At 62.4% G+C, this 17,568-nt stretch carries 17 protein-coding genes and 1 pseudogene; 9 read left to right on the top strand and 9 right to left on the bottom strand.

All coding sequences use genetic code 11. The features are described 5' to 3' along the window. Positions 1–55 precede the first annotated feature (55 nt). Together AC1RKI_RS00825 and AC1RKI_RS00820 are read right to left on the bottom strand one after the other, a co-directional pair. The gene (locus AC1RKI_RS00825; protein ID WP_061958279.1) at positions 56–487 is read right to left on the bottom strand and encodes an ExbD/TolR family protein; all 432 of its coding nucleotides are present in this window, start codon (positions 485–487) and stop codon (positions 56–58) included. Between the two features lie 21 nt (positions 488–508). Further along, on the bottom strand, positions 509–1,129 hold the full coding sequence (locus AC1RKI_RS00820) for a MotA/TolQ/ExbB proton channel family protein (RefSeq protein WP_061958278.1): 621 nt from the start codon (positions 1,127–1,129) through the stop codon (positions 509–511). A 1,030-nt stretch (positions 1,130–2,159) separates the two neighbouring features. Here AC1RKI_RS00820 and xseA point away from each other — a divergent pair. Both xseA and sodB read left to right on the top strand, forming a co-directional pair. Then, positions 2,160–3,545 carry an exodeoxyribonuclease VII large subunit gene (gene xseA / locus AC1RKI_RS00815; RefSeq protein ID WP_244786778.1) on the top strand — a complete coding sequence of 462 codons (1,386 nt, stop codon included), beginning with the start codon at positions 2,160–2,162 and terminating at the stop codon, positions 3,543–3,545. A gap of 159 nt (positions 3,546–3,704) precedes the next feature. After that, positions 3,705–4,283, top strand: coding sequence for a superoxide dismutase [Fe] (gene sodB, locus AC1RKI_RS00810; RefSeq protein WP_061958276.1), 579 nt, complete (start codon positions 3,705–3,707; stop codon positions 4,281–4,283). A gap of 198 nt (positions 4,284–4,481) precedes the next feature. On the opposite strand, the gene AC1RKI_RS00805 is transcribed toward sodB, so the two are convergent. From AC1RKI_RS00805 to AC1RKI_RS00790, 4 genes and pseudogenes are all read right to left on the bottom strand, one after another. Beyond that, complete coding sequence (locus tag AC1RKI_RS00805; RefSeq protein ID WP_150982181.1) at positions 4,482–5,435, bottom strand: GlxA family transcriptional regulator; 954 nt, start codon at positions 5,433–5,435, stop codon at positions 4,482–4,484. A gap of 121 nt (positions 5,436–5,556) precedes the next feature. Continuing rightward, entirely contained in the window at positions 5,557–5,922 is a 366-nt protein-coding gene (locus tag AC1RKI_RS00800) for a LysR substrate-binding domain-containing protein (protein WP_492794198.1), read from the bottom strand. A 97-nt stretch (positions 5,923–6,019) separates the two neighbouring features. Next, positions 6,020–6,502 (bottom strand): annotated as a pseudogene (locus AC1RKI_RS00795) (LysR family transcriptional regulator); the annotation flags it as partial. A gap of 157 nt (positions 6,503–6,659) precedes the next feature. Further along, the gene (locus AC1RKI_RS00790) at positions 6,660–7,037 is read right to left on the bottom strand and encodes a response regulator transcription factor (RefSeq protein ID WP_492794199.1); all 378 of its coding nucleotides are present in this window, start codon (positions 7,035–7,037) and stop codon (positions 6,660–6,662) included. A 354-nt stretch (positions 7,038–7,391) separates the two neighbouring features. On the opposite strand from AC1RKI_RS00790, the gene AC1RKI_RS00785 reads away from it, so the two are divergent. After that, positions 7,392–8,600, top strand: a complete 1,209-nt coding sequence (locus AC1RKI_RS00785) for a sensor histidine kinase (protein ID WP_223505660.1) — start codon at positions 7,392–7,394, stop codon at positions 8,598–8,600. Here AC1RKI_RS00785 and AC1RKI_RS00780 read toward each other — a convergent pair whose 3' ends face one another. Then, positions 8,601–9,848: an MFS transporter gene (locus AC1RKI_RS00780; protein WP_061958271.1), complete on the bottom strand. Its 1,248-nt coding sequence runs from the start codon at positions 9,846–9,848 to the stop codon at positions 8,601–8,603. Positions 9,849–9,863: 15 nt separating this feature from the next. Beyond that, positions 9,864–10,505 (bottom strand): response regulator transcription factor, encoded by a 642-nt coding sequence (locus AC1RKI_RS00775; RefSeq protein WP_061958270.1) that lies wholly within the window; start codon positions 10,503–10,505, stop codon positions 9,864–9,866. A gap of 324 nt (positions 10,506–10,829) precedes the next feature. Between AC1RKI_RS00775 and AC1RKI_RS00770 the strand changes: the two genes are divergently transcribed. From AC1RKI_RS00770 to tehA, 6 genes are all read left to right on the top strand, one after another. Then, a complete protein-coding gene (locus AC1RKI_RS00770) occupies positions 10,830–11,783 on the top strand; it encodes an alpha/beta fold hydrolase (protein ID WP_492880739.1) in 954 nt (317 codons plus the stop codon). Positions 11,784–11,895: 112 nt separating this feature from the next. Continuing rightward, positions 11,896–12,615, top strand: coding sequence for a hypothetical protein (locus AC1RKI_RS00765; protein ID WP_061958269.1), 720 nt, complete (start codon positions 11,896–11,898; stop codon positions 12,613–12,615). Positions 12,616–12,625: 10 nt separating this feature from the next. After that, positions 12,626–13,669, top strand: coding sequence for an alcohol dehydrogenase catalytic domain-containing protein (locus AC1RKI_RS00760; RefSeq protein WP_492794204.1), 1,044 nt, complete (start codon positions 12,626–12,628; stop codon positions 13,667–13,669). A 20-nt stretch (positions 13,670–13,689) separates the two neighbouring features. Beyond that, on the top strand, positions 13,690–14,535 hold the full coding sequence (locus tag AC1RKI_RS00755; protein WP_223505661.1) for an alpha/beta fold hydrolase: 846 nt from the start codon (positions 13,690–13,692) through the stop codon (positions 14,533–14,535). A gap of 35 nt (positions 14,536–14,570) precedes the next feature. After that, entirely contained in the window at positions 14,571–15,578 is a 1,008-nt protein-coding gene (locus AC1RKI_RS00750; protein ID WP_492794206.1) for a zinc-binding alcohol dehydrogenase family protein, read from the top strand. Positions 15,579–15,598: 20 nt separating this feature from the next. Beyond that, on the top strand, positions 15,599–16,588 hold the full coding sequence (gene tehA, locus AC1RKI_RS00745) for a dicarboxylate transporter/tellurite-resistance protein TehA (protein ID WP_150982175.1): 990 nt from the start codon (positions 15,599–15,601) through the stop codon (positions 16,586–16,588). Between the two features lie 137 nt (positions 16,589–16,725). Here tehA and AC1RKI_RS00740 read toward each other — a convergent pair whose 3' ends face one another. Then, positions 16,726–17,424, bottom strand: coding sequence for a hydrolase (locus AC1RKI_RS00740; RefSeq protein ID WP_341249546.1), 699 nt, complete (start codon positions 17,422–17,424; stop codon positions 16,726–16,728). Positions 17,425–17,568 lie beyond the last annotated feature (144 nt).

Raw genomic sequence — 17,568 nt, 5'->3', positions numbered from 1 at the left:
CGGCGCACGCGGCAAGTTTGCCGTCCATCTCACGCGGCGCGGCCGGAACGGCGCCTCAGCGCTGCTGCGTGCTTTGCGTGGCGAAGGTCAGGCGCGACAGGCCGGCCACACGCGCGGCCTCCATCACATTGATCACGGCCTGGTGCGTGGCCTGGGCGTCGGCATTGACGATGACCACCGGCGGCGGTCCGTTGCCGGCCGGGCCCGCCGCGCTGCGTAACTGGTCGGCCAGGCTGGTGACGTCCTTCTGTTCGAGGATCTGCTTGTTGACGGAATAGACGCCGCGCGCCGACACCGACACGACGATTTCGCTCGGACGCTGCTGCGCGCGGTCGGCGTCGGCCGTGGGCAGCTGGATCTGCAGTTCGGTAAAGCGCGAGTACGTGGTCGTGATCATCAGGAAGATAAGGATCACGAGCAGCACGTCGATGAGCGGGATCAGGTTGATCTCCGGCTCCTCGCGCCGCTGGCGGGAACGGAAACGCATGTTGGCGTGCTCCGGTGCGCGTCAGCCCCGCCGTTGCGGCAGGATGGCGTCCAGGAAGGCGGTGGCGCGGAATTCCAGCTCCGCCACATAGTCGTCGACCAGTCGGCGGAAATAGCGCCAGAAGATCAGCGCGGGAATGGCCACGATCAGGCCGAAGGCGGTGTTGTAGAGCGCCACCGAGATACCGTGCGCCAGTTGCTCGGGATTGGCGCCGGTGCCGCCCTGATTGCCGAAGATCTCGATCATGCCGACCACGGTGCCCAGCAGGCCCATCAGCGGCGCCACCGAGGCAATCGTGCCGAGCGCATTGAGGTAACGCTCGAGCTCGTGCGCAACGATGCGGCCGGCTTCCTCGACTACGTCCTTCGCGGCATCGCGCGAGGTCTGCGGCTGCAGCACCACGTGGCGCAGACCGGCGGCCAGCACGCGGCCGAGCGGCGAATTCTTTTCGAGATTGCTGACGACTTCCGGCGTGGCCTTGCGCTGCTGCGCGGCGGACAGCGCCTCGTCATAGAGCTTGGGCGGCAGGATCTTGCTGCGCTTGAGGGAAACGAAACGTTCGACGATCAGTGCAAGCGCAATGACAGACGCGAGCAGCAGCGGCCAGATCGGCCAGCCGGCCGCTTGAATGATGGAAAACACGTGGACCCCCGAATTCTACGAACGAACGACAGACCCGAAACGGAACAAACGGAACAGCTAGCTGGACGAAATGCGTGGCAGCCTTTGATGCACGTCGACTTCGCAACGTGCAGCGGCAATGCTCGAAAAATTGCAGGCGCCACTCTAACCCGCGCCTTGGCGCGCGGCAAGCCACGGGGATCAAGCCCTTGTCTGCGGCTTTCCACACCAAACCGGGATAGTGCTGTGGACGGTTTGTGGAAAGCCTTCGGAAAAGCCGGCTAAGCCTTTGATCGTAAAGGACATCGCAGGGCCTGCCTGATTTTTGGGCAAAGCGCCCGAAACAGGCCGCCCATCCGCCGCAGGGGGGTGTCTGCAACTGTTTTCGCACGGTTGGTAACCATTTCGAGGGGCTTTCCACACGTGGCAGGGACAGCATTGTGGACCGGCTGTGGAAAGCAGTCTAAGAACCACCCTAAAGTACTGATTTAAAAGCCGAAGTTTTCCGCTGCTCAAAGAATGTGCAAACGACGTCCGGGCAGATAAGGATCGTCAATCAGACAAGTCGCAGAGTTTCCACATGGAAACAGGACAGGACTGTGGACCGGTTGTGGATAAGCGTGGGAGAAGCGACGTAAACCGTTGATCCGTATGGAAAGCCCGCGTTGTGCCTAAAAAACGGGCAACCGATGGTATTAGCCTGTCCGGCTGATTGACATGGGCATCGGCAGACGCGGGCCGTTACCACAGCACAAGCCGGCTGGGAACGTATACGTTGTCCACAGATCCAGCTCTTGACAAATCATTTATCCAAAACTTCTGTGGATAACTTTGTGAACAAGCCCGCACCGATTTCGATAAGTGTTTGACGCGTAAGGTTTTCTCTTACATTGCCTGTTTTTTGGCCCCGGCCGAAAATTCATAAGAATCAATGGCTTGTACGGAAGTATGCGGATCCTGGGGAAATGCATGTGAGGTGTGCGCTGCCTCTTGACAGACCCGTTATGCTGTGGACATGTCCATCCGACGCCGCCTGTGCGGTAGCCGCGCCATGCCAGAGAATGAGAACCCTTCGCGTTTTGCGCCGCCTCAGCCGCTCTCCCGCACCCGTGACGTCATCCCCGTCAGCGAACTCAACCACGCCATCGCCGGTGTGCTCGAACGCAGTTTTCCACTGGCGTGGGTAAGGGGAGAAATCTCAAATTTCACCCGCGCGGCCAGCGGGCATTGGTATTTCTCGCTCAAGGACGCGCGCGCGCAGATCCGCTGCGTGATGTTTCGCGGCCGCAACCAGCATGTCGACTTCGCCCCGCGCGAGGGCGAAGCCGTGGAGGTGCGCGCCGTGGTGTCGATGTACGAGGCGCGCGGCGAATTGCAGCTCGGTGTCGAGGCGATGCGCCGCGCGGGCCTTGGCAATCTCTACGAAGCGTTCCTGCGGCTCAAGGAAAAACTTGCACAGGCCGGTCTGTTCGATACCGAACGCAAGCGGCCGATCCCGTCGCATCCGCGCGCAATCGGCGTGGTGACCTCATTGCAGGCGGCCGCGATGCGCGATGTGCTGACGACGCTCCAGCGGCGCGCGCCGCATGTGCCGATCATCGTCTATCCGGTGCCGGTACAGGGCGCCGGCGCCGCCGAAAAGATCGCCGCGATGCTCGATGTGGCCAGCGCGCGGCGTGAGTGCGACGTGCTGATCCTGTGCCGCGGCGGCGGCAGCATCGAGGACCTGTGGTCGTTCAACGAGGAAGTGGTGGCGCATGCGATCGCGCGCAGCGCGATGCCGGTCGTGTCCGGGGTCGGCCATGAAACGGATTTCACGATTGCCGATTTTGTGGCCGACGTCCGCGCGCCGACGCCGACGGGCGCGGCCGAACTGGTCAGCCCCGATCGCGCGCATCTGTTGCAGGCCACGCGCCGCGCCCGCGATGCGCTGGCGCAATGCATGGATCGCCAGCTCGAACGGCGCGCCCAGCACCTGGAATGGCTGGCGCGGCGCCTGCGCAGTCCGCAGTCGCAACTGCAGGAGCGCCGCGCGCGCGTCGACAATCTGGCGCGACACTTGCGTGCGGCATTGCGCGATACCGTGTCGGCGCAGCGGCATCGTCACGATGTCCTTAAGATGCGCTGGCGCGCCTGCAAGCCCGATGTGGCGCGCGCGCAGGCGGAACTGACGCGGCTGGCCGCGCGCATGGAAGCGGCGGCCGAGCGGCGCCACGAGCGCGAGTCGCAGCGGCTGGCGCGGGTATCCGGCGCGCTGGAGTTGCTGGCGCCGCAACGCACGCTCGAACGCGGCTATGCGGTGTTGCTCGACAATCGCGGCCGCGCATTGCGATCACCGGCCGAATTGCGCGCGGGCAGCGTGATCGAAGCGCGGCTTGCGCAGGGCAGTGCCGACATCGAAATCGCCGGCGTGCAAGCCAAGCTGGAGACGTTCTAGATGCATTCCGTTGAGACTGATTCTCAATCGATAGAACGGGTTTCCTGACTGGCCGCGCGGGAAACTAACATGACACCAGGGGGCTTTCCGGGGCCGTTTGCGCGGGTCTGGCAAGTCACCTACAATCGGCCACTCTCCCCACCCAACAGAGACAGAACAATGGAACACACGCTCCCTCCTCTTCCGTACGCGCATGACGCCCTGGCTCCGCACATCTCCAAGGAGACCCTGGAGTTCCATCATGACAAGCACCACCAGACCTACGTCACGAACCTGAACAACCTGATCAAGGGCACCGAGTTCGAAAACGCGTCGCTGGAAGAAATCGTCAAGAAGTCGTCGGGCGGCATCTTCAACAACGCTGCCCAGGTCTGGAACCACACCTTCTACTGGGAATCGATGAAGCCGAACGGTGGCGGTCAGCCGACCGGTGCCCTGGCCGACGCGATCAACGCCAAGTGGGGTTCGTTCGACAAGTTCAAGGAAGAATTCACGAAGGTTGCCGTCGGCACGTTCGGTTCGGGCTGGGCCTGGCTGGTCAAGAAGACCGACGGCTCGCTGGACCTGGTGTCCACCTCGAACGCCGCCACGCCGCTGACCACCGACGCCAAGCCGCTGCTGACGTGCGACGTGTGGGAACACGCCTACTACATCGACTACCGCAATGCCCGTCCGAAGTATGTCGAGGCATTCTGGAACGTCGTGAACTGGGATTTCGCCGCGAAGAACTTCGCCTGAGCGAATCTGTAGCGTGACAAGATAGTTTTAAAAGCGGCGCGATAGTCTGGAAAAAATCTAAACGATCGCGCGCTAAAGTTTTGTGAATGGCACCCCAAAAGTTGGAGACCGACTTTTGGGGTGTTTTCATTTATGGGTACGCCCGCGCTGTTAAGACAGACAGACGGACAGACGGTCGTTCAGTCGCGTCCCAGCGTGTTACGCCGCAATAGGGGTCCGGGCTTCCCGACGCAATTCCTGAGGGCTTGCGCCATAGGTGCTGACGAAGACCTCGCGGAGGTGGTTGCGGTCACGAAAGCCGGTTTCTCGCGCGATGACTTCCAAGGGGTGGCGGCCGCGCTCAATCATGGTGCGTGCCGTCTCGATGCGTAGCTGTTTTATCGCCTTGGCTGGCGATTGGCCGGTCTCGGCCTGGAAAATGCGCAGAAACTGCCGCGTACTGAGATGGGCGGCGCGTGCCAGTTCCTCTACGCGCAGGGGTCGTGCCAGGTTCTGGCGCGCGTATTCGAGTGCAGTCTGGATGCGGTCCGATTTCGGCGCGAGCTTCAGCATTGCGGACTGCTGGGACTGGCCGCCGGCGCGTCGCTGGTTCATGACCATCACGCGCGCGACTTTGGTTGCCACTTCATGGCCCAGGTCTTGTTCGACCAGACCGAGGGCGAGGTCCATGGCAGCGGTCAAGCCAGCCGATGTCCAGATGCCGCCATCCACAACGAAGATGTGGTCGGATTCGATCTGCGCGTTGGGGCAGCGGGCCTTCAGCGCATCGGCGTAGGCCCAATGGGTGGTGGCGCGCTTGCCGTCGAGCAGGCCGGCGTCTGCCAGAACGAATGCGCCGGTACAAAGTCCCGCGGTCCGGCGCGAACGTTTCGACGCCGCCCGGACAAAATCCAGTTCCGCAGCCGTGCTGGAGCGCTGGGTCGGGTCGACAATGCCGCTGATCATCCAGGTATCGGCATCAGTGCTCTTGTGAATGGGCTCGGTCTTGACGGAGATGCCTAGCGACGCATGGACGTCCCCACCCGATAGCGAGTAATTGGTCACGGCGTACACGCGCTCGCGGGCCACGACGTTGGCGAACTCGAACACGGATTGTGTACCGATGGCCATGACCTGGAATTCGTCCGTCAGAAAATATCCGATTCGATGCATCGCTCCACCCGCACTGCTATCCGAAAAACCGGATTATAGGTGGCTCGCGAAATATATGCCGGTCAGGAAAAATCGACGCTGGCCCCCGGTGGCGATCGCCGTACTCGATGCTTCGGCGCTCTCAGGCCGGGGTGCAGGCGGCTTCCAACGCGGTGCGCGTTTTGTCTTCGGATGCTGGGCGGCTGCCGGCTGTCTGGCAGCTTTCCAATGCCGAGGACAGCCAGTCCACAAAAACGCGCAGCGCCATCGATTCACGCGTCCTGCATGCATAGATGGCATGGATCGGCCGGGCTAGCGGGCGGCAATGCGCGAGCACCTCCTTGAGCCGTCCGCTGGCAAGGTACGGCGTTGCCACGGTATCCCAGACCTGAATGACCCCGCCATTCTGCAAACCATATTGAAGCAGCAGGTCCATGTCGTCGAAGACGATGGATTCGGGCAGCGGGTGCCGGATGCTTCGGCCGTCCAGTGCGAAGCCGAATTCCAACGGTCTGCCGTCGCCCTGATGGGAAGCGTGCGCCGTGCGATGCGATGACAGGCTTTGCACCGTGTCGGGACATCCATGTCGCGAAATGTAGAGACCGGCTCGCCACCGTGATCAACTGGTACGTTCCAACCTGACGGCTGAAATGGCACGAATCCTCGAGCTCGCCCAGCCGGACCGCGCAATCGATGCCATCGCGGATCAGGTTCGACGAATGCCGTGGCGTGGAAACCTGCAGGCTGACATCCGGATATTGGAGACGGAAGCGGGCGATGTGTGGCATCAACTGGCGTGCAATGTCGCCGGGCAGTTCGACACGCAACTTGCCGCTCGCTTGTCCTGCACACGATCCGATCTTGGATCTAAGGTCGGTAATGTCGGCGAGAATCTTCAGACAGTATTCGTAGAACGTCATGCCGGCGGACGTCGGCCGAACCTGGCGGGTCGTGCGGTGCAGCAGCTTTACTTGCAGATGAACTTCGAGCTGCTGAATCAGCAAGCTGGCGGACGCCTTTGGTATGCCCAGAAGGTTGGATGCGCGCGTGAAATTCTCGCATTCGACGATCCGCGCAAAGACTTCCATCGCTTGCAGCATGCGTTCCATGGACCTTCCCCCCCTGTGTCACGCCTTGATGATGGTTCGAGTGTAGGGGCGGCGGCGCCGATGCAACAGTCGCAATTGGCGCATGGTGGACGACACGTTCGTATAGTTTCCCTGCTCTGTGGCCGGGCCGCCGGTATCAGGGGGCTGTGTTCAGCACCCGGGACAGCCAGCCGACCAGGTCGTCCGGGTCCACCGGTTTGTCGAGCATGCACACCGCGCCGTGCTTCCTGGCCTGTTCGCGGCAACGCGACGTGGCATTGGCGGTCACGAAGATGCATGGCGTATGCACGCCTGCGGCGCGCAGTCGGCGCAGCAGTTCGATGCCCGAGATGGCTTCCAGCGCGATATCGCAGATCAGGCAATCGTAGGCAGTGTGGCTCGGATGGGCCATGAAGCCTTCCGCGGAGGAGAAGAAGGCTGCGCCCCAGCCAAGTGAACGAATCAGCGCGCCAGTGGATCTACGAACGGATGGGTCGTCATCGATGACACAAACAATCTTGGCGGGCACGGGCATCAGCGTTGGAACGGGCAAAACATAGGGGAGCGCCTTGCGTGGGTGCGCGCGCTTGATGGGACATTAGCGCAATCACGGTACGGGGACACTTATACGGGAGTATCGCGTTGCCTACGCCATCGCACATCGGGTTTGCACCGAAGGGTGTCGCGATGCCGCGCTTGCCATCGGCATGAGCGCCACAGCCGTCGGCGCTTGAGGCTATACATTCGTATAGTTGCCGACACATTCGCCGCATGGCATTGCTACCATGGCGGACGCAGACCCGCCGCAACAATATTCTTCTCTATGCGCCATCCCGATACCGACGTTTCCGCGCGTCGCTGCAAAATTGAACCGGAGGGAAGTGAACGTGTGGAATCCACCAGCCAGATCGTGGACGAGACCTTTCGCTTCGCGCCGATTCCCATCCTTGTGGAAGATTGGTCCGGCATACGGCAGTGGGTCGATGAGCGCAAGGCCGAGGGGGTGCAGGATCTCGACGGCTATCTGGACGAAAATCCCGCGGCGATCCAGCAGTTGCGCGACTGCCATCACCGCTTCGTGGATGCGAACGACGCAGCATTGAAGTTGTTCGATGCCGCATCGCGCGAAACGTTCTTCGCCGCGGCAAAGGCATTGCTGCCGGCCAGCCGCCCCAGCAATTCAAAGGTACTCAAGGCCATGTTCGATGGTGAGACCGCCTGCCAGGGCGAACGTACCCTCACATCGCTGACGGGCCGGACGATTCCCATCGTGTGGCGTTGTTCGTTGCCAACGGACCCCGCCCGCTATACGCGGCTGCACTTCTATGCGTTCGATATCTCCGAGTATCAGGAGAACATCAACCGCCTGCAGGTCATGCGTGCGGAGATGGCGCGCGCGGGACGCATTGCACTGGTGGGGCAACTGGCTGCATCGATCACGCACGAGATCAGCCAGCCGTTGTCTGCCACGCGGACATCGATCGAAGCCGCTGCGCGGTGGCTCGATCGTGATGGACCCGATATCGCGGAAGCCATGGCGTCCGTACGTGACGCGCGGCGCTGGGCGCGGGATGCTACCGACATCTGCCACAGGCTGCGCGGATTCATGACGCACACGCCCGTGCAGGCGCGGTTGCTGTCCGCAGCCGAAGTGGTGGCATCGGCGATCTACCTGATCTCGCCAGAAGCGCGAGCCAGGGCCATCGAGGTCGAGACGTCGGTGGACGAAGGCCTGCGCGTGCTGGTGGATCGTCTGCAACTACAGCAGGTACTGGGCAACCTGCTGCTGAACGGCATACATGCCATCGAGGCCACGTCGGACGCGCGGGCACGCAAGCTGACCGTGCACGTCGAACCGGAGGGTGATGCCAGCCTGCTGTTCAAGGTGGAGGACACCGGCCATGGCATCGATGCCGCGTCGCTCGAAACACTGTTCCAGCCGTTCTCCACATCGAAGTCAGAAGGCATGGGCGTGGGACTCTCCATTTCCAGATCCATCATCGAAGCGCACGGTGGACGCATCTGGGCCGAATCGGTCGAGGGAAAAGGCGCGACTTTATGCTTCACCTTGCCCGGCGCAAAGGCCTTCGCCGCATAGTCAGTAGCGGACGCGCGTCTGGTGATGCTGTAGCGCCCTCACCGCCGCGATAGCGCCCAGGGCCGCGGCCGAAATCGTCCAGGCTGCGGCCATCCGGCTTCCCGCCCATGCATTCCACGTGGCAACCAGTGCCGGGGCCGTGCCGCCGAACACCGCGACACCGACTGCATAGATAAAGGAAAGCGATGTGGCGCGCGACGTGCTGCGCACTGTCGACAGCAGCAGGGCGACAGTCGGCCCGGCGGCCAGACAACTCGCGGCCGTCACCGCGACAATGCCAGCGACAAAGAAGCCGTTGCCCACGCCATGCACTGCAGCGAGATAGGTGGGCACCACGGCGATGATCGAAGCCAGACGCGCCCAGATGACGACGGTGGCATATCCGAGACGATCGGCAAGCCATCCGCCGACGATGGATGCCGCGGACGTGATCGCGCCCAGGGCGAGCGTTACGAGAAACGATTGCCGCAGCGTTGGCATGGTGCCCGCCATTTCGAACGGGGCAGTGAAGGTGGCGACATAGGTTGGCACGGTGCCGCCTGCGATCAGCAGTGTCCCGAGTGCAAGGACTTTCCAGCCTTGCAGGCGCCCGACATCAACCTCCGCAGTAACCGGCCGAGGAATGTCGTGAGTCAACAGGCGCCGACGCAACAGCACCTGGACCGGGATCATCATGACAGCCAGAAGAAAAGGGATTCGCCATCCCCATGCGTCGAGCTGCGCGGCGGTGAGCAGGTCATTCATCAGGAAGCCGCAAGCGCCGATAGCCAGCAACGCGAGCCCCTGCCCGGCAAGCAACCAGCCGCAGTAGAGGCCGCGGCGCGCCGGCGCACATTGTTCGATCAGGTACGCACCTGCCGCGCCAATTTCCCCACCAATGGCGAATCCCTGAAGCATCCGGCAAGCCAGCAGCAGAAGCGGTGCTGCAACGCCCAGGACGTCGTAGCCGGGCAATAAAGCCATGCCAAGCGTGCCCGCGGCGACCAGTGTGATGTTGAGCACCAGCGCGGGCTTGCGTCCCACGCGATCCGCATAGGCGCCCAACACCAGCGCACCGATCGGACGCATCAGAAACCCCGTGGCAAAGGTGCCGAACGCGGCCAGCGATGCGACATCCGAGTTGCCATGCGGGAAGAATGCCGCGCCGATGAAGCGGGCAAACGTGGCGTAGGCGAAGTACTCGAAGAACTCCAGTGCATTGGCAAGGACCACCGTCGCCAGCGCGCGGGGATTCAATGTCTTTGTCACGGACAAGGCGCTGTGCTAGCGGGACATCGGCTCGATGCCGAGTACCTGCGCCTTGCGCACCAGATCGGCAACGGAGTTCGATTTCATCTTCTTCATGGCGGTGCCGCGATGGACCTTGACGGTAATCTCGCTGATGCCGATGCCGGCTGCAATCTGCTTGTTCAATGCGCCGCCGACCACGTAGGCCAGCACCTCGCGCTCGCGCGAGGTCAGGGATTCGTACAGATCGATGAGGGTGCTGCGCTGGTAATCGGCCTCAAGCCGCTTCTTGTCCTGCGCCAGAGCGGCCGTGACGGCATCGATGACGTCCTGCTCGGCCAGCGGCTTGAGCAGAAAATCAGCGGCGCCCGCTTTCATCGCCTTGATACAGATGCTCACGTCTGCAAATCCCGTCATGAAGATGATGGGCATTTGCTGGTTGGCCTTCTCCTGCTGCTGGAAGAACAAGCCGCTTTCACCGCGCAGGCGAACATCGAGCAGCATGCAACTGGGTCCGGCGTTCTTCTCCGACGCCTTGAATGCCGCCGTACTGTCGAAGCTACGGACCGTGAATCCCACGGAGCGCAGGAGGTTATGCAATGACGAGCGGGTGGATTCCTCGTCGTCGATGATGTAGACGACTGAAGTCGCATCCTGGCTTTGGGCATTACTGGACATGCTTCAATTCACGGGTTTGGTAAGACTGTCGAATCGCGTTGGCGAAGACGTGATTGCAAGCGTCACGGTCGCGGCGATTGTCGCATAACCGTCCCGCGCAGGTTGGCCGAAAACGGCCGCAAAAACACCTGTCGAAGCGGATCACGCAACGTCTGCCCTGAACGATTGTTCGGCTTGGATGGAAGTACTGTTCAGGCGTCCACGCTTTATCAGCTCTGGCTTTGCGGCTAACTTTCATATCGAAGCAGCGCTCGGAAATGATGCTGCCGATGGGTGAGCACGACGCTCCTGGATGGGTTTCGATGTCCGAAAACCTCACGATAAATGTCGTTTCCGATGGATCGGAAAAGGGCAATGATGAGGTCTGGGATACGTGTTCACGTCGCATCGATGGTCAATGCAAGGTTGGACAAAATGAATGCTTCAATGGCCGAAGCCTCGGCAAGCCTTAACGCCAGAACCCGGTTCGTCGATGTGCCGGGGCGGCGTCTCGCCTATCGCACATTCGGCAGCGGCAAGCCGATTGTCCTCTGTGTCCGCTTCCGCGGCACCATGGACGCCTGGGATCCGCTGTTCCTCGATAGCCTGGCGGGCCAGGGCTTCCAGGTAACGGTGTTCGACTACAGCGGCTTGGGGCAATCCACCGGCGACCCTACCTATCAGCCTGCGGCGCTGGCCCGTGATGCGATCGATCTGATCACCGCGCTGGACCTGGGCCGCGTCATCATTGGCGGCTGGTCGGTTGGCGGCATCGCGGCACAGCTCGTGATGACGATGGCGCCGCAACTGGTCAGCCACACCGTGCTGATCGGCACCACCCCGCCGGGCACTCTGGCCAAGCCCGGCGAGGCGCTCTTCTATACGCTGGCAAAGCGCGAGAACGACTTTGATGATTTTGTCAGCCTGTTCTTCGAACCAACCTCCCCCGAGAGCGTGGATGCGGCCAGGCTGTCAGCCGATCGGCTCGCTGCACGCAAGCTCGATGTCAGTCCGGAAGTGCCGTGGCAATGGGCCGCGACGCAGCTTGGCGACGGTCCAAAGAATCCGGTCTTTCCGGTTGACGCGGTGCTGCAAGCGCTCAAGTCCACACGGATCCCTGTCCTGCATCTCGGCGCCGATCACGACATCGTGTTTCCGGTGGAGAACTGGTACGCGCTCAACAATCAGTTGCCGACCTTGCACCTGGTGACTTTTCCGCGCGCCGGCCACGGTCCACAACTCCAGTACCCCGAGGCATCCGCGCGACATATCGCCGCGTTTGTCGACGCCCACGCGTAGCGCAATTCCGCCGGTATCCGGCGCGTGAGTGGCGCCGCGCCAGGAACTTCGAGCCCAGCCTCGAAGCGAATGGTCTCGCGCTCAAAAAAGCAAACCAAGCAGAAGGTAAAACATGTCTGACCTGATCAATTTCGCCATCGATGCCGCGGGCGGCCTCGAACGCTTCCAGCAATTCAAGCGTGTCTCGGCGCGCCTGCACCACACCGGAATACTGTGGAATCTGAAACAGCGCGAAGGGGTGCTGACCGATTCGCGCGTGACCGTGGACCTGCATGCGCAGCGGGTCTCGCATGAGCCGTTCGCACCGACCACCAATCATTCCGTCTTCACGCCGGATCGTGTCGAGATCCGGCAAGCGGACGGCACGCTCGTCGAAGCGCTCGATCATCCGCGCGCTTCGTTCGCTGGGTTCGAACTCGAAACCCCCTGGTCGAATCCCCAACTGGCGTATTTCGCGGGCTACACGATGTGGACGTATCTGACGTCGCCATTCGTGCTGCGTCATCCCGGCGTGGTAGCGACCGAGATCGAGCCGTGGGTCGTCGATGGCCTGTCCTGGCGCCGTCTGCGTGTGAGATTCCCGGATACGGTGGCGACGCATAGCGCGGAGCAAACCTATTACTTCGACGCGGACGGCATGCTGCGCCGTCATGACTACGAAGTGGACATCCAGGGCCGCAATGCAGCCGCCCGCTACCTCAGTGATTATGTCGAGGTGCAAGGCATACGCATGCCCACGCGCATGCGCATCTATCCGCGTACGCCAGAGAATCTCGCGATGCCCGAGCCGCTGATCGTGGGCGTGGATCTGTCCGACTTCCGCTTCGAGTGAGGCCATCACGATGACCGCAAATCGAACCTACCGCGCTGCGGTAGCCGTGGCGCCCGGCAAGTTGGCGATGATCGATCGGCCGATCGAGGAACCTGGGTTCGGGCAAGTCCGCATTCGCGTCGAAGCCTGTGGTGTCTGCCACTCTGACAGTGCGACGGTGGCGCGGGCACCGGCGGACCCGGAACATCCACTGACGCCCGGCCATGAAGTCGTAGGCCGCATCGAGGCGCTGGGTAACGGCGTCGAGGGCTGGCAAGTGGGCCAGCGCGTAGGGGTGGGCTTTCTGGCCGGCGAAGACCGCACGTGTCCGTCGTGCCGCCAGGGCGATGTCGTGAATTGCCAGAATCCGGTGATCACGGGCATGACGACCAACGGCGGCTATGCCGAAAGCATGCTGGCAGAAGCGCGCGGTCTGGTGCGTGTTCCCGATGCGCTCGATGCCGCCGAAGCGGCGCCGCTGCTGTGCGCCGGCCTGACGACATTCAACGCCCTGCGCAATGCGAATGCGCGGGCAGGCGATGTGGTCGCGGTGCATGGCCTGGGCGGCCTGGGCCACCTCGCCGTGCAGTTCGCCCGCAAGATGGGTTTCCATACGGTGGCGATTGCGCGCGGCGCAGACAAGGCCGAACTGGCGGCCCAACTCGGCGCCCATCGCTATATCGATTCTGAAAGCGAAGATGCCGTGGCGGTGTTGCGCAGCCTGGGCGGCGCGAAGGTGGTGTTGGCGACGGCGCCGACCGGTGCCGGCATGTCCGCGCTCGTTCCGGGCATGGCGGCGCGCGGTCAGTTGATCGTGGTGGCCGTTCCGGGAGATCCCATCACGCTGCCCGCCACGGATCTCGTGTTCGGTGCGCGTGCAGTGGTGGGTGCACTGACCGGAACCGTCTTCGACAACGAGCAGACATTGGCCTTCGCCAATCTGCAGGATGTGCGTCCCATGATCGAAACGTTCCCGCTGGAACAGGCCCAGGCGGCATATGACCGCATGATGCGCGCCGATGTGCTGTTCCGTGCCGTGTTGGTCATGCCGGCCTACGCCGGCCCCTCCGTATGAAGGATGCCACGATGACTCGCATGAATTCCTCGAATGCCCCCACCCAGTACGCCGAGGCGGCTGGCGTGCGCTATGCGTATCGCCGCTTCGGCAACGCTAATGGCGGGCTGCCGCTGCTTTGCCTGCAGCATTTCACGGGCACACTCGACAACTGGGACCCGGCCATCGTCGATGCACTATCGGCGGATCGCGAGATCATCCTGTTCGAGAACGCTGGGGTTGGCAGATCCGGCGGCACCGTGCCGGCATCGATCACAGCGATGGCGGATCACGTTCTGCAATTCGTTGGCGCCATCGCGCTGTCGAAGTTCCACATCCTTGGCTATTCGCTCGGCGGATTCCTGGCGCAGGAGATTGCCATCGCAAAACCTGAGCTGGTTGCACGCATCGTCCTTTCCGGCAGCGCGCCAGAAGGCGGCAAGGGCGCCGGCATGGATCGTCCGGAACTGCTTGCCATCTATACCGATGCCGAGATGCCGATGCACGAGAAGCTCAAGCGGCTTTTCTTCCCGGAGACGCCCGATGGCAAGCAAGCTGCACAAGCCTTCGTGGATCGTCTGGCGTCGCGAACCGGCGAAGCGGACCTGCCGGCCAATGCCGAGGTCGCGCCGGCGCAGCTTGGCGCCATGATCGCCTGGGCGAACTGGCCGGGCGATGTGGCGCACAAGCTGGCGTCGATCCCGCATCCGGTGCTGGTTACCAATGGCGACAACGACACCATGATTCCCACGCGAAACAGCTTCGTGCTTGCGGAGGGGCTGCCGAATGCCACGTTGATCATTTATCCCAACGCTGGCCACGGCGCGCTGTTCCAGTATGCGTCTACCTACGTCGCACATGTGCGAGAGTTCCTGCGCGGCGCGTGAGCGCGCGTTTTTGCCCTATCGAGGAGTCATGCAGAATGAAAGCGATTGTTTACGACAAGGCTGGCCTGCCGATCGAAGACCCGCGTGCCCTGTACGAGATGGAACTGCCGCGACCGGAACCGCAAGCGCGTGACTTGCTGGTCAGGATCGAGGCGATTGCGGTGAACCCGGTGGACAGCAAGCTGCGTCTCGGTGTGCAGCCGGGTGGCCCGCGCGTGCTGGGCTGGGATGCGGTCGGCACCGTGGAAGCCGTTGGCGCAGCGGTGGAACTGTTCAAGGTGGGCGACAAGGTCTGGTACGCCGGCGACATCACGCGACAAGGCAGCTACGCCGAATACGGTCTCGTCGACGAACGGATCGCAGGCCACTGCCCCAAGTCACTGAAGACCGCCGATGCTGCGGCCCTGCCGTTGACGAGCATTACCGCGTGGGAATTGCTGTTCGATCGCTTGCGTATTCCGGAGGGCGGCGGCCAGGGACAAAGCCTGCTGGTGATCGGTGCCAGCGGCGGCGTCGGCTCCATCCTGATCCAGTTGGCACGCAAGCTGACGGCGCTGACCGTGATCGGCACGGCGTCGCGACCCAAGACCCAGAAGTGGGTCGGGGATCTTGGCGCGCATCACGTGATCGACCACAGCCAGCCGCTGCAGCCGCAACTGGCTGCGGCAGGCATCGACCAGGTGGACCACGTCATCAGCCTCACACATACGGACAGCTATTACGCGCAGATCGTGGAACTGCTCAAGCCGGAAGGCCAGTTGGCATTGATCGACGATCCTGCCACGCTGGACGCGATGCCGTTGAAGCGCAAGTCGATTTCCCTGCATTGGGAGTTCATGTTCACGCGGTCGATGTACCGTGCGGCCGACATGATCGAACAGCACAAGCTGCTGGATCGCGTGGCCGCGCTGCTCGACGAAGGTGTGCTCAAGACGACGGTCGGCGAGCACTATGGCGACATTACGGCCGACAACCTGCGTCGTGCGCATGCGGCGCTGGAGAGCAACAAGACCGTGGGGAAAATTGTCCTCGCGCGTAGCTGACCTTGCTTCCAGGACACACCATGACTGACAGCGCAGCAACGGTTCCCGTCGCCGAGACGCCGAACGGGTTTTCGATTCCGGCCTCTGCGATGGGCATTGTGCTCGGCATGGCCGGTCTGTCGAACTGCTGGCGAGTCGCGCACACATTGTGGGGCGTCGGGACGGACATATCCGACATCCTGTTTGCAGTGACGACGCTCATCTGGGCGGTGCTCGTGCTCGCCTTCGCCGCCAAGTGGCTGACGCATCGTGACGAGGCGCTGGCCGAAGCCCGACATCCGGTTGCGTGCTGCTTCATCGGGCTGGTACCGGTGGCCACGCTGCTCGTGGCCGTCTGGCTGCACGGCTTTGCTGAGGCACTGGGCACGACGCTGATCGTAATTGGTGTCGTCGCCCAATTGGCTTTCTCCACGCTTCGCAGTGGCGGCATGATGCGTGGCGGCCGCAAGCTCGGTGACACCACAGCGGTCATGTATCTGCCCACAGTGGCCGGCAATTTTGTCTCTGCGATGGCCGTGAGCTCGCTCGGTTGGATGGATCTGGGCAAACTGTTCTTCGGAGCAGGGCTGTTCTCGTGGTTCGCCCTCGAGTCGATCATCACCTATCGGTTGCATCTGGGCGACGAACTGGCACCTGCGCTGCGGCCGACGCTGGGCATCCAGTTGGCGCCGCCGGTGGTTGGCGCCACTGCATACCTTGCGGTCACAGCAGGCAGCGTGGACTGGCCTTTCTATGCCATGTTCGGCTACGGAGTCTTGCAACTGCTGTTCCTCGCCAGACTTGCACCGTGGTTTCTCAAGTCCGGCGCGACCCCGGGATTCTGGGCCTTCAGCTTCGGCATCACCGCGCTCGGGTTGTCGTGCATGCGCGCGGCGACCCTTGCGCCGGGTTCGTTGTTCGCGAGTCTTGCGTTGCCGCTGTTCATCTTCGTCAATGTTGCAATCGGCGCGCTGATCGTGCTGACGCTTCGGCTGCTGTGGCAAGGTCGCTTGTTCCGTCGACTTGCCTGACCGGCTGAACCCCCGGCGATAGCGGTATTCGGCCGCCGCGACTTCCGAAAGTGGCGGCGGCCGCCTGGCACGCTGGCTGATATCAGGATTTGGCCAGACGGCGCTGGCCGTATGAATCGACGTCCAGTGCGTCGTGCTTAGTACTCGGTCACCGGCGCATGGATCGGCGCGATCGACGGGTGCGGCGTGGCGGTGCGCTGCGCGGCCTTGTGGACCATCGTGTAGGCGTAGTCGATGCCCATGCCGTAGGCGCCCGAATGTTCCTTCGCCAGGCCGGTTACCGCGTCATACGTTTCCTTGTTCTTCCAGTCGCGCTGCCATTCCAGCAGCACTTGCTGCCACGTCACGGGCACCACGCCGGCCTGGATCATGCGCAGCATCGCGTAGTCGTGCGCTTCCTTGGTGGTGCCGCCCGAGGCGTCGGCCACCATGTAGATCTCGTAGTCGCCTTCGAGCATCGCGGACAGCGCGAAGGTCGTGTTGCACACCTCGGTCCACAGCCCGGCCACGACGATCTTCTTGCGACCGTTGGCGGCCAGCGCGTCGCGCACCTTCTGGTCGTCCCAGGAATTCATCGAAGTGCGTTCGAGCGTCTGCTTGCCGGGAAAGACGTCGAGGATTTCGGGATAGGTGTAGCCGGAGAACGATTCGCTTTCCACGGTGGTGATGGTGGTCGGCACGTCGAAGATCTTCGCCGCCTTGGCCAGGCCCACGACATTGTTCTTCATGGTCTGGCGGTCCATCGACTGCACGCCAAAAGCCATCTGGGGCTGGTGGTCGATGATGATCAGCTGGCTGTTGCGCGGGGTCAGGACTTGCAGTTTGGCGTTCGACATGAGATTTCTCCGGTAAAAAATATTCAATTGGTTTGAGGTTTGGTCTGGCAGCGCTGATTTGGCTTAGTTGCGTTGCTGCGCTGTCCATGTGCAGAACTATAGCGATCGGCTCGGCGGCGAAAGTGATCGATCGTTGCAATAGTT

The sequence above is a fragment of the Cupriavidus sp. GW822-FHT06G04 genome, from assembly GCF_058799075.1.
The sequence above is the reverse complement of the archived record's forward strand: the minus strand, read 5'-3'. Positions and strand labels throughout refer to the sequence as shown.